Here is an 11,508-nt window from a genome sequence, read left to right as displayed (position 1 = left end):
GTCAGCCGCCCACCAGGACGACGACCTTGCCGGGCAGTGCGCCGGCGCCCGCGCGGGCGTGCACCTCGGCCAGCTGGGCCAGCGGCACCCGCTCGGCCACGTCGACCTGCAGCTCGCCGCTGTCCACCCGGGCCACCAGCTCGGCGAGCTGGGCGGCGTCGCTGCGGACGAAGACGTCGACGCCGCGCACGCCGCGGGCCTCGTCGGAGGGCGCGGGCATCCAGACCGTGGTGGCCACGACGGCACCCCCGTCGCGGACCAGCCCGGCGAGGGCGGCCAGCTGCTCGGGCTCGACCGGGGCCAGGTTGAGGGCCAGGTCCACCGGCTCGGTGCGGGGGGTCGCGGCGGGGTCCACCACCTCGGCGGCGCCGAGGGCGAGGAGGGCCTCCCGGTGGCGGGGCGCGGCGACGGCGACGACGTGCGCGCCCGCCGCCGCGGCCAGCTGGACGGCGTACCGGCCCACCGCCCCGCCCGCGCCGACGACCAGCACCCGACGGCCGGCGGTCAGCCCGCCGTGGTCGAACAGCGACTGCCACGCGGTGAGCGCGACCATCGGCAGCGCGGCGGCGTCGGCGAGCGGGATGGTGGTCGGCGCGGCGACCAGGACGTCGGCCGGGGCCAAAACGAACTCGGCGGCGGCGCCGTCGGCGATCATCGGCAGGAAGCCGACGACCGGGTCGCCCACCGCGAGGCCCTCGACCCCGGGGCCCAGCGCGTCGACGGTGCCGGCGACCTCGACGCCGGGGACGTGCGGCAGTGCGACCGGGAACGGCCCCTGCATCGCGCCGGCCCGGATGGTCGCGTCGATGCCGTTGAAGGTGGTGGCGGCGACGCGGACGCGGACCTCGCCCGCCCCGGGCCGAGGGGTGTCGACGTCGTCGCTGCGCAGGACCTGCGGGTCGCCGAACTCGTGGAAACGGACTGCCTTCATGGTGTTCCTCCTGGGTAGGTGCTTCGAACTCGTAACACTGGCGACCGTAGAGGTGTTCCGAGTTCGAAGCAAGTGCCCGGTAGGCTCGGTGCCGTGACGAGCCCGGACCACCTCGCGCCCGAGCAGCTGCAGACGTACTTCGCCCTCATGGAGACCGCGAGCCTGCTGCAGTACGCGGTGGAGCAGCAGCTGCGCGCCGACGGCGACCTGAGCTGGGTGCAGTTCCAGGTGCTGGCCGGGCTGGTGCTCGGCCCCGAGCCCAGCCAGCGGATGACCGACATCGCCGACCGGGTCGTCTACAGCCGCAGCGGGGTGACCTACCAGGCGACCGTGCTGGAGAAGCGCGGCCTGGTGGCGCGCAGCGCGGACCCCGCCGACGACCGCGGCACGGTGGTCAGCGCGACCCCGGCCGGCCGGGCGCTGATCGACCGCGTGCTGCCCGGGCACGAGGCCGTCGTCCGGGCGGCGTTGCTGGACCTGCTGCCCGCCGAGGACGCCCCGGTCCTGACCCGGCTGCTGCTGCGCCTGCGGGACCGGATGCGCCAGGCCCCGCCCCGCTCCGCCCGCCGCCGCTGACCGCTGCAGTCGCAGGGTGGGTGGACCCAGCGGGGCGCCCCTCCCTCCAGGTCCTGCCCTGGGGGAAGGGGCGGCGCGACGGGTGGACCCAGGGTGCAGCCCGCACGGCGGTGCCAGGATGGCGCGGTGGTCGACCTGACTGCCCCGGACGCGGGCACCCGCCGTCGGCGCCTGGGCGTGCCGGCGAGCTGGGTGCTGCTCGTGCTCGGCGGGCTGCTCGTGGGCGCGCTGGCCTGGTACCCGGTCCTCTTCGCCTGGTTGCTGGGTCTGGTGGTCGCCGGGGAGCTGGGGTGGGTGGCCGTCGATCCGACGCTCGTGGACGACGGCATCGGCGTCGTCGTCTGGGCCACTGGCGTGCTCTGGTTCGTGCTGCTGGGGGTCGCCGGGCCGTTGACCTGGGCGATGCGCCGGGTGAGCAGCCTGCCTGCGCGGACCTGGTGGCCGGTGTCGGTGGCCCTCTGGGTGACCCCGTTCGCGGTCGCCCTGCTGAGGTCCGAGCTGGGTTGAGTGCGCCGCGGCGGTCTCAGGCCAGGCCGGCCTGGATCTCTCGGGTGAGGACGCCCAGCGCGCCGGAGGTCAGCAGCCCCGCCCCCAGCGGACCGGACCGGTCCGTCCCCGCGGCCGGCAGTGTGCGCAGGGCGGCGCGCACCTCGTCGGGGAGGTGCGCGAGCTGCCAGCGCACCTCGGCGGGCCCGGCGTCCGGGTCGTCGGGGTGCGCGAGCGCGACGGCCCGGGCGGCGTAGGCCGCGGCGCCCAGCGCGTGCGCGCCCATGTGCGCGACCCCGGAGGCCTGCGCGGCGGACCGGGCGGCGGCCGCACCGGCCGGCGAGGTGGCCGAGGCAGCGGCCCGGCCGGCCTCGAAGCGGCGCTTGATCTCCCCGGCGGTGCCCAGCTCGCCGCGGGCGAAGGCGCGCGTCCGGGCGACGGCGTCCCGGGCCCGGTCGTCGTGGGGCGCCTCGGACTCGATGAGCGGCAGCACCCGCTCGGCGCAGTCCGCGGCCCACGCCGCCACGGTCCGCCGGTCGGCCTCGCTCAACGCCTGGGGTGAGGGCACCGGGTCACGCTGGCACGGGCCGCGTCGAGTGCGGAGCTGGGCCGGTCATCCGCGACCGGTGGGCGGCCTGGCTCCGCACTCGGTGAGCGGGTGCGTCAGCCGCCGACGAAGACCGGGTCCCAGACGCCGCTGAGCACGCTCGCGGTGACGGCGACCGCGCACACCGCCACCGTGCCGACGACGAACCAGGCATCCCGGGCGTGCAGCACCGACCCGCGGGCGTTCGTGCGGGTCACCCCGGAGTCGAACCCGCGGGCGTCCATCGCCGTGGCCAGCCGCCCGGCCCGCCGGACGGCGCCGACCAGCAGCGTGAAGCCGATCCCGGCGACCAGCCGGACCCGGGCGACCGGGTTGCGGCCGGCCTCGACCCCGCGGGTCCGTCGGGCCAGCCGCACCGACTCGAACTCGGCGACCAGCAGCGGCACGAGACGCAGCGCGGCCAGCGCCCCGACGGCGAACCGGGCCGGGAACCGCCAGTGCACGGTGAGCGCGTCGGCCAGCCGCACCGGGTCGGTCGACGCCACCAGGAACACCCCGGGCAGCGCCAAGCCGACCACCCGCAGCGCCAGGCCGAGCGCGTACACCGCGCCGGACTCGCCCAGCAGCAGGTTCACCAGTCCGACCGTGCCCGCGCCGATCAGCAGCGGCCACGTCCGCAGCCACAGCGTCCGCGGGTTCGTCAGCCCGGCGGCGGGCAGCAGGCACAGCTCGGCGAGCACCACCACCGACGGGGTGACGACGTCCAGGCTGGTCAGCAGCACCACGGTGACCACGGCGATCGCGGTCAGCTGGGCGACCGGGTTGACCCGGGACAGCGGCACGTCCGGCGCGGGCCCCAGGGCCAGGGACGCCGTCACGACAACCGCTCCTCGGCGTCGGCCAGGACGTCGACCAGGTCCCGGTCGTGGGTGACCACGCAGACCGCGCAGCCGGCGGCGCGCTGCTCGGCGAGCAGGGTGACCAGTTCGCGCCAGGTGGCGGCGTCCTGGCCGAAGGTGGGCTCGTCGAGCACCAACGCCTGCGGGGACGTCGCCAGCGCGGTGGCCACCGACAGCCGGCGCTGCTGGCCGCCGGACAGCGTGAACGGGTTGGCGTCGGCGAACGGGGTCAGACCGAGGCGCTCGAGCAGCTCCTCAGCCCGTACTCGCGCGGCGTTGGACCCGGAGCCCGAGCGCAGCGGACCCAGCTCCAGCTCGTCGCGCAGCCGGCCGGTGAGGAACTGGTGCTCGGGCTGCTGGAAGACCGTGCCGATCCGGGTGACCAGCTCCCCGGCCCGCCAGCGGTAGGGCTCCCGCACCCCGCGGGCGGCGAGCTCCTCGGCCGCGCGCACCCGGCCGGTCGTGGGTGCCCGCAGCCCGGCCAGCAGCAGGGCCAGCGTGGACTTGCCGGTGCCGTTCGCGCCGGTCAGCGCGGTGACCGAGGCGCCCGGGAGGGCCAGGTCGGTCGGCGGCAGGGCGGGTGTCGTCGTCCCCCGGTAGGTGAAGCCGGCGGCCTCGGCGACGACCCGGGGGGCGCCGGACCCGGGAGCCACCGGCAGCACCAGACCTGCCGTCCGCAGCTGCGGCGTCCAGTCCGGGCCGTGCGCGACCAGCCCGCCGTCGACGACCTCGACCACCCGGTCCACCAGCGGCAGCCAGGGCGCGGCGTCGTGGTCGACGACCAGCAGCGTCGTCGACCGGTCGGCGACCGCGCGGGCCACCGCCTCCCGGACGACGTCCGAGCCTGCCGGGTCCAGCTGGGCGGTCGGCTCGTCCAGCAGCAGCAACCCGGGTCGGCGGGCCAGCGCCCCGGCCAGCACCAGCCGCTGCTTCTCCCCGCCGGACAGCGCCTGGGTGGCCCGGTCCCGGGCGTAGCGCCAGCCGACGGCGGCCAGCGCGTCGTCCACCCGTGGCCAGATCTGCTCGCGCGGCAGGCCGGCGTTCTCCAGTCCGAAGGCGACGTCGTCCCCGGCGCGGGTCATCACCAGCTGGCTGTCCGGGTCCTGCAGCAGCAGGCCCAGCCGGTCGCGGGCCTCGGCGGGGGAGCGGCCGTCCACGGTCAGCTCGCCGGTGACCTCGGCGGCCTCGGGATCCAGCAGCCCGGCCAGGACCGCGAACAGCGTGGACTTGCCCGCGCCCGACCGGCCGGTGACCAGCACGCGCTCGCCGGGCGCGACGTCCAGGTCGACGTCGGTCAGCGCCGAGGCGAGGCGGGAGGCGTGCCGGACGGCGAGCCCGCGCGCCCGGACGGCGGACGGGCCGCCGTGGCTAGACGCGGCTGCGCCCGGAGGCGAAGGAGCTCAGCGCGCCGGTGCGGGCCAGGGCCTTCACCAGCAGCAGCCCGACCACACCGGCCAGCAGCACGCTGCTGATCACGGTGAAGACGGTGTAGGGCACCTTGTAGGCCCAGAAGCCCAGGTCGGCGTAGTAGACGGTGTTGTCCAGGATCGACGTGGACAGCCCGGCGGTGACCCCGGCGAGCACGGCGGTGCCCCAGCCGAAGGACCGGTACCGGGTCAGCAGGAAGCCGATCTCGCCGCCCAGGCCCTGGATCAAGCCGTAGACGATGATGATGCCGCCGTAGGGCGAGCCCAGCAGCAGGCTGACCGCGGCGGCGAGCCCGGAGGCGAAGATCGCGGCGCCGGGCTTGCGGACCAGCAGGCCGGCGACCACCCCGGGCATCAGGTAGACGCCGTTGAGCACCGCGGCCAGCGGCGGGAAGAAGTCCAGCGGCGCGGCCAGCACGCCGAAGACCAGGTTCCAGGCCCAGAAGACGACGCCGAACGCGACGCCCAGGACGGCGGTCGTGACGATGTCGACGGTGCGCCAGGAACGGCGCGGCGCCTGCCCGGTGGCAGCGGTCGGACGGGTGACCTCAGCGGTCATGGTGCTCTCTCCAGACTCCCTACGCCGGCATGACCCGGTTCAGGTTCGAGGGTCTGCGGTTGCCCGCACTCTCAGCGCCTCGTGGCGCTCCCCTGTCGGTGTGTTCTGTTGTGCCGGGGACTGTACGCACGCCCGCTTTCCGCCGCAGAGGGTCACCCCCCGGTCATCGGGTCGCGCCGCGACGCGACCCTCTGACTGCCCGGTGACCCGCTGCCGGGGTCACGGGGGCGCGGCGCGAACACCGCGCGGTAGCGGCGCGGGCCGGGCACCGGGTGCGCCAGCATCCCGAGCAACCGGTCGACGGCCCTCGCCCAGGCCCGCGGTTCCAGGTCCTCCTCGGCCACCCGCCAGAACCGCAGGCCGGCGGCGGTCAGCTTCTCGGCCCGTCGCTTCTCCTCCCAGACCTTCTGCTCCGCCGTCCGGTCGTGCCACGGCTCGCGGGTCTTGACCCGTCCGTCGGTCTCCTGGACGACGCCCGCCTCCTCCCAGAGCCCGTCGGGGTAGAACCGGTCCCCGTCCAGGTCGATGCGCATGCCCCGGCGGGGCAGCGGGACCCGCGACGTGAGCAGCGCCAGCCGGTGCCTGCTCTCCAGCGGCGACTCCACGTGCTCGACGGCGAGGTCGGCCAGCCGGCGGGCGTCCGCCGCGTGCGCCCACCCGGTCGCCGCTGCGGCGGCGGCGCCCAGCAGCTCGGGGGTGACCAGCTCGGGCAGCCGGTGCAGCGCGGCATCGGCGGCGACGACCGCGTCGGTCAGCGGCAGGGTGCGGGCGAGGTCGACCAGGGTGCGCGGCAGCGTCGTCACCGGGATGCCGCGTCGACGGGTGACGTCGCCGTCGGGCAGCGGTGCGCGGTGGATGCGGTACCCCTCACCGGCGCGGTTCTGCGTCGGGTCGAGCAGGACGACGGTGCCGTCGAGGGAGCGCGGGAGGGGCAGCTCGTACACCGTCGCCGCGCTGTGCCGCCCGACGACGGCACCCGGTCGCTGCAGCGCGAGCACCACGGCGACCGTCTCCAGGAGGTGGCGGCCGGCGCCGTCCAGACCCGCGAGGTGGGAGGCCTCGGCCAGGACGCCGCGCCGCAGCCGGACCCACTCGCCGCGACGGAGCTGTCGGCGCACCTCCGCGTCGGTGATCCCGGCCCGTCGCAGGTCGGCGGTGATGATCAGCCCCATCCGTCGAGAGCGGAGCTCGTCCAGGAGAGGGTGCACACCGGGACCGTGCGCTGGGAGCGGGTCCGGCGTCGGTCGTCGTCCACACCCGGCGGGGCCGTCCACAGATCGGCGTGCGGCATGGACACCGGCGCATCCGTGCGGGTCACCCCACGGTCATCGGGTCGCGCCACGACGCGACCCGATGACCGCCAGGTGACCCAGGAGGACGCCCGGCCCGTGCCGCCGTCCCGCCCGGCTGGTAGAGATCAGCGGAGACGTACTCACCGGTAGTGAAGGAGCAGGCAATGGCGCAGGCACAGCGGACGGCGATCGTGACGGGGGCTGCCCGCGGGATCGGGGCGGCCATCGCCACCCGGTTGGCGGCCGACGGCATGTCCGTCGCGGTGCTCGACCTGGACGAGGGCGCCTGCGCCGGCACGGTGGAGAAGATCAAGGCCGCCGGCGGCGACGCCATCGCGGTGGGCGCGAACGTGGCCGACGAGGCCGGCGTGGCCGCGGCGGTGGACCTGGTGGCCGAGGAGCTCGGCGGGCCGACCGTGCTGGTGAACAACGCCGGCATCACCCGCGACAACCTGCTGTTCAAGATGAGCGTCGAGGACTGGGACGCCGTCATGAACGTCCACCTGCGCGGCGCGTTCCTGATGAGCAAGGCCGCCCAGAAGCACATGGTCGCCGCCGAGTTCGGCCGGATCGTGAACCTGTCCAGCGTCTCGGCGCTGGGCAACCGCGGCCAGGTCAACTACTCCGCGGCCAAGGCCGGCATGCAGGGGTTCACCAAGACCCTGGCCATCGAGCTGGGCCGCTACAACGTCACCGCCAACGCGATCGCCCCCGGGTTCATCGAGACCGAGATGACCGCGGCGACCGCCGAGCGCGTCGGCGTCCCCTTCGAGGACTTCAAGGCCATGGCCGCCAAGCAGATCCCGGTGGCCCGGGTCGGCCAGCCCGAGGACATCGCGCACACCGTGTCCTTCCTGGCCAGCGAGGGTGCCGGGTTCGTCTCCGGCCAGGTCATCTACGTCGCCGGCGGGCCCCGGGACTGATCCCGCGGCCCGATCCGGGCCGTCCGCGATGGTTGGCGGACGGCCCGGCGAGGTAGTTCTCCTGGGCATCGCACGTCGCGCTGGAGCCCACGGCCGGCCGTGCCCGCGGGCGCTCGTGAGCCCGCGGCATCCGCCCAGGGCTCCGTGCCCGCTGCGCCCCGGGAGCCTCCCTGCCCTTCGACTGCACCGCCGAGTCCCAGCACTTCGCCTGCTCCACCGACCTCGTCCTCCGTCAGTACGCCCGCGAGCTGGGCTGGGCCCGTGACGGGGTGGTCGAGCTGGGCACCGGCGACGCCTCGGCGGTCGCGGGGGTGGTCGCGGGCCTCCCCGGGCTGACCGTGCGCTCGTGGGACGTCGACGCCGACTCGGTGTCCGCGGCCCGGGCCGTCGTCGCCGAGCGCGGCGTGGCCGACCGCTACACCGTCGAGCACGGCGACTTCTTCGCCGGTGCGGCCGGGTCGCCGGCCCGCACCGTGATCACCAACCCGCCCTACCTGCCCGCCCCGGACGGCGACCTGGAGCTGCCCGGGCTGTGGGGCGGGCCCGACGGCAACGCGCTGCTCGTCCGGCTGCTCGGCGGCCCGTGGGAGAACGTGGTGGCCGCGGTGGCCAGCTACGCCGACCCGGTGGGCACGCTCGAGGCGGCCGCCGACGCCGGCTACCGGGTGACCAGCTTCCTGGCCATGCCGCTGGAGCTGGGCCGGTACAGCCGCGAGCCCAAGGTGCTCGACCGGATCCGCGACCTGGTCGCGGCCGACCGGGGCTGGGCCGACGACGACTCCTACATGGTCGCCGTCGCCCTCTTCACCCGGTCGCCGCTGCTGCGGGTGGACCGCTCGGCCGAGCTGGCCGGCGCGCTGCAGCTAGGCGTCCCCGCCCTGGCCGCCTGAGGCCGGGCGGCGCACCATCGCCCAGGCCGGGAGCTCGTGGTCGACCGCCGTCCGGGTGGCATGGGTGACCGCGAACCCCTGCCGCTGGCCCCAGGTCACCGCCAGCCGGGTGTAGGCGGTCAGCGCGGCCGGCACGCCCTCGGCGTCGCAGCGCTCGAGCACCGGCCGGCAGACCTCGGCGGCCAGGCCGGCGTGCCGCTGCTCGGCCAGGGTGCCCACGGCCACCAGGCGCCAGTGCGGCTCCTCGGGCAGGCCCTGCTCGGCCAGGCGCTCGCTGGCCAGCACGACCGGCTGGCGGCTGCCCAGCATCCGCGGCAGGTCCCGGTCCAGCACGGTCTGCAGGTCGGCGGCGATCGGCGGCGGGGACGGCGGGGCCCAGACGGCCACGCTGGCGCCGTCCTCCGTCGTCCAGACCGAGTCGGTGTCCAGCGCCTGCAGGACGGCGAGCTCGCACCAGCGGTGCAGCCGCTGGGACCGGCCGTCCTCGGGCAGCGCCCAGGACGACCAGCGGTAGTCGGCCCAGGCGCGGGCCAGCGTCGCCGAGATGCGGGGGACGTCGGGTCGGCGGGCCGGGCGGACGACGGGTGCGCTCACCGGCCCACCCCACCACAGTGCGCCGGCCGGCTCAGGGGCGCATGACCAGGATGGAGCTGGTCGCGGTGGCCAGCAGCCGGTCGGCGCCGTCGGTCAGCCGGGCCTCGGCCAGCGCGGTCCGCCCGCCGAGGTGGGTCACGGTCCCGGTGCAGCGGACCCGGCCGGTGGTCGTCGTCATCGCGCGCAGGAACTTCACCGTGAGGTCCAGGCTGGTGTAGCCGACCCCGGCGGGCAGCATCGAGTGCACGGCGCAGCCGGTCGCGGAGTCGAGGATCGTGGCGTAGACCCCGCCGTGCACCGAGCCGATCGGGTTGTAGTGGAACTCGGCCGGGTCGAGGGTGAACACGACCTTTCCGGGCTCGACCGACTCCAGGCCCATGCCCAGCGTCGCCGCGATCGGCGCGGCCGGGAGGCGACCCTCGGCGATCCCGCGCAGCACGTCGATGCCGGCGCTGGTCATCACCTCGGCCGCGGAGACGGCGGGGTCCCCCCAAGCGTAGGTGCGCTCACGGGTGGGTTCGGTTGTCATACCGACAACCTAGCGGGTGTGCCGATATGGCCGGGCCTTGACAGATGCACAACTGACATCTGAGATGTCAGTTGTGACCACGCCTCGGGTGCTGCTGCGCGACCAGGCCCTCGTGCGCCTGCGCGAGGCGATCGTGACCGGCGAGCTGCCCCCGGGCGGGGTGGTGAAGGACGCCGAGCTGGCCGGCCGGCTCGGGCTGTCCGTCGCCCCGGTGCGCACCGCGCTGGCCCGGCTGGCCGACGAGGGGCTGGTGGAGTCCAAGCCGCAGAGCCACACCCGGGTGACCGCCGTCGTCCCCGCGGTGGTGCACGACGCGGCGGTCGTCGTCCGGGCGATGCACGAGCTCGCCGTCGCCACCGCCGTCCCCGCCGTGACCGCCGACGACGTCGCGGCGATGCGCGCGGCCAACCAGCGGTTCGCCGACGCGGTCCGGGCCGGCGACGTCGACGCGGCGCTGGACGCCGACGACGAGCTGCACGACGTGCTGGTCGACCGCTGCGGCAACGGTGCGGTGCGGGCCACCGTGGACCGCTTCACCCCCGTCGTCCGCCGGCTCGAGCGGTTGCGCTTCGCCGCTGCGCACGGGTCGGACTCCGTCGACCTGCACGACCAGCTGATCACCGCGTGCGAGCACCACGACGTCGAGGCCGCCGTCGGCACCACCACCGCCATCTGGACGGCGCTGCTGTCCGAACTGACCGAGGAGACCCCGTGACGACGCTCGACGACTTCCCCCGCACCAGCCTGCTGTTCGGCCCCTCGCCGGTGCACCGCCTGGACCGGCTGACCGAGCACCTGGGCGGCGCCGCCGTCTGGGCGAAGCGGGAGGACTGCAACTCCGGCATCGCCTACGGCGGCAACAAGACCCGCAAGCTCGAGTACCTCGTCGCCGAGGCGCTCGCGCAGGGCTGCGACACCCTGGTCTCGATCGGCGGCGTGCAGAGCAACCACACCCGCCAGGTCGCCGCGGTCGCCGCGCACCTGGGGCTGTCCTGCGTGCTCATCCAGGAGAGCTGGGTCGACTGGCCCGACGCGGTCTACGACAAGGTCGGCAACATCCTGATCTCCCGGCTCGCCGGCGCCGACGTCCGGCTGGTCAAGGCTGGGTTCGGCATCGGGTTCAAGGAGAGCTGGGAGACCGCGCTGGCCGAGATCGAGGCCCGCGGCGGGAAGCCCTACGCCATCCCGGCCGGCGCCTCCGACCACCCGCTGGGCGGGCACGGCTTCGCCAACTGGGCCCGCGAGGTGGCGCAGCAGGAGCAGGAGCTGGGCGTCTTCTTCGACACCGTCGTCGTCTGCTCGGTGACCGGCTCGACCCAGGCCGGCATGGTCGCCGGCTTCGCCAAGCTCGAGGAGGACGGCGCCCGCCCGCGCCGGGTGCTGGGCATCGACGCCTCCGCCAAGCCCACCGAGACCCGCGACCAGGTGCTGCGGATCGCCCGGCGCACCGCTGCCGCGATCGGCGTGCAGCGCGAGCTGACCCTGGACGACGTCGAGCTCGACGAGCGCTTCCACGCCGGCATCTACGGCATCCCGGACGACGTCACCCTGCGCGCCATGGAGACCGCCGCCCGCACCGAGGGCATGGTCACCGACCCGGTCTACGAGGGGAAGTCGATGGCCGCCACGATCGAGCTGGTCCGCTCCGGCGAGATCTCCCGCAACTCGACCGTGCTCTACGCCCACCTCGGCGGCCAGCCCGCCCTGAACGGGTACAGCGCCCTCTTCAGCTGAGCCACATGGGCGGTACCGTCCGGTCATGACCAGTGCTCGGGAGCGTGGCGGCGGTGCCGTCCTGCGCGGACGGTTGGTCACCGGCGGATCGGTGGTCGAGGACGGCGTGGTCGCCGTCCTC

The 11,508-nt window shown here is 75.5% G+C and carries 14 protein-coding genes and 1 riboswitch; of the genes, 6 read left to right on the top strand and 8 right to left on the bottom strand.

The features are described from left to right. Window position 1: 1 nt before the first annotated feature. On the bottom strand, window positions 2–931 hold the full coding sequence (locus tag UXQ13_RS21460) for an NADP-dependent oxidoreductase (protein ID WP_225233812.1): 930 nt from the start codon (window positions 929–931) through the stop codon (window positions 2–4). Window positions 932–1,024: 93 nt separating this feature from the next. Here UXQ13_RS21460 and UXQ13_RS21455 point away from each other — a divergent pair, with 93 nt between their 5' ends. Further along, window positions 1,025–1,507 (top strand): MarR family winged helix-turn-helix transcriptional regulator, encoded by a 483-nt coding sequence (locus UXQ13_RS21455; protein WP_225233813.1) that lies wholly within the window; start codon window positions 1,025–1,027, stop codon window positions 1,505–1,507. 126 nt (window positions 1,508–1,633) lie between these two features. Beyond that, window positions 1,634–2,014: a hypothetical protein gene (locus tag UXQ13_RS21450; protein ID WP_225233814.1), complete on the top strand. Its 381-nt coding sequence runs from the start codon at window positions 1,634–1,636 to the stop codon at window positions 2,012–2,014. Between the two features lie 16 nt (window positions 2,015–2,030). Here the strand turns inward: UXQ13_RS21450 and UXQ13_RS21445 are convergent, their stop codons facing one another. The 5 genes from UXQ13_RS21445 to UXQ13_RS21425 form a co-directional block, all read right to left on the bottom strand. Continuing rightward, entirely contained in the window at window positions 2,031–2,561 is a 531-nt protein-coding gene (locus UXQ13_RS21445; RefSeq protein ID WP_225233815.1) for a putative immunity protein, read from the bottom strand. Between the two features lie 95 nt (window positions 2,562–2,656). After that, window positions 2,657–3,418 carry an energy-coupling factor transporter transmembrane component T family protein gene (locus tag UXQ13_RS21440; RefSeq protein ID WP_225233816.1) on the bottom strand — a complete coding sequence of 254 codons (762 nt, stop codon included), beginning with the start codon at window positions 3,416–3,418 and terminating at the stop codon, window positions 2,657–2,659. Continuing rightward, window positions 3,415–4,737 (bottom strand): ABC transporter ATP-binding protein, encoded by a 1,323-nt coding sequence (locus UXQ13_RS21435; protein WP_336392938.1) that lies wholly within the window; start codon window positions 4,735–4,737, stop codon window positions 3,415–3,417. The genes UXQ13_RS21440 and UXQ13_RS21435 overlap by 4 nt, the downstream gene beginning before the upstream one ends. Before the next feature lie 70 nt (window positions 4,738–4,807). Next, complete coding sequence (locus UXQ13_RS21430) at window positions 4,808–5,425, bottom strand: ECF transporter S component (RefSeq protein ID WP_225233817.1); 618 nt, start codon at window positions 5,423–5,425, stop codon at window positions 4,808–4,810. Further along, a riboswitch (TPP riboswitch) is annotated at window positions 5,425–5,529 on the bottom strand. (Overlaps the previous gene by 1 nt.) A 48-nt stretch (window positions 5,530–5,577) precedes the next feature. Further along, window positions 5,578–6,633, bottom strand: coding sequence for a type IV toxin-antitoxin system AbiEi family antitoxin domain-containing protein (locus tag UXQ13_RS21425; protein ID WP_225233818.1), 1,056 nt, complete (start codon window positions 6,631–6,633; stop codon window positions 5,578–5,580). 248 nt (window positions 6,634–6,881) lie between these two features. Here UXQ13_RS21425 and fabG point away from each other — a divergent pair, with 248 nt between their 5' ends. Further along, window positions 6,882–7,640 carry a 3-oxoacyl-ACP reductase FabG gene (gene fabG, locus UXQ13_RS21420; protein WP_225233819.1) on the top strand — a complete coding sequence of 253 codons (759 nt, stop codon included), beginning with the start codon at window positions 6,882–6,884 and terminating at the stop codon, window positions 7,638–7,640. Window positions 7,641–7,909: 269 nt separating this feature from the next. Further along, window positions 7,910–8,530, top strand: coding sequence for a class I SAM-dependent methyltransferase (locus UXQ13_RS21415; protein WP_225233820.1), 621 nt, complete (start codon window positions 7,910–7,912; stop codon window positions 8,528–8,530). Here the strand turns inward: UXQ13_RS21415 and UXQ13_RS21410 are convergent. Continuing rightward, the gene (locus UXQ13_RS21410) at window positions 8,504–9,124 is read right to left on the bottom strand and encodes an N-acetyltransferase (RefSeq protein WP_225233821.1); all 621 of its coding nucleotides are present in this window, start codon (window positions 9,122–9,124) and stop codon (window positions 8,504–8,506) included. The genes UXQ13_RS21415 and UXQ13_RS21410 overlap by 27 nt on opposite strands. 31 nt (window positions 9,125–9,155) lie before the next feature. Next, the gene (locus tag UXQ13_RS21405) at window positions 9,156–9,653 is read right to left on the bottom strand and encodes a PaaI family thioesterase (protein ID WP_225233822.1); all 498 of its coding nucleotides are present in this window, start codon (window positions 9,651–9,653) and stop codon (window positions 9,156–9,158) included. A gap of 64 nt (window positions 9,654–9,717) precedes the next feature. Here UXQ13_RS21405 and UXQ13_RS21400 point away from each other — a divergent pair, with 64 nt between their 5' ends. Both UXQ13_RS21400 and UXQ13_RS21395 read left to right on the top strand, forming a co-directional pair. Next, entirely contained in the window at window positions 9,718–10,368 is a 651-nt protein-coding gene (locus UXQ13_RS21400) for a GntR family transcriptional regulator (RefSeq protein ID WP_225233823.1), read from the top strand. Then, window positions 10,365–11,387 (top strand): 1-aminocyclopropane-1-carboxylate deaminase, encoded by a 1,023-nt coding sequence (locus tag UXQ13_RS21395; RefSeq protein ID WP_225233824.1) that lies wholly within the window; start codon window positions 10,365–10,367, stop codon window positions 11,385–11,387. Before UXQ13_RS21400 ends, UXQ13_RS21395 begins: the two co-directional genes overlap by 4 nt. Window positions 11,388–11,508 lie beyond the last annotated feature (121 nt).

Source organism: Klenkia terrae (assembly GCF_037083865.1).
Taxonomy (GTDB): domain Bacteria; phylum Actinomycetota; class Actinomycetes; order Mycobacteriales; family Geodermatophilaceae; genus Klenkia; species Klenkia terrae.
The sequence above is the reverse complement of the archived record's forward strand: the minus strand, read 5'-3'. Positions and strand labels throughout refer to the sequence as shown.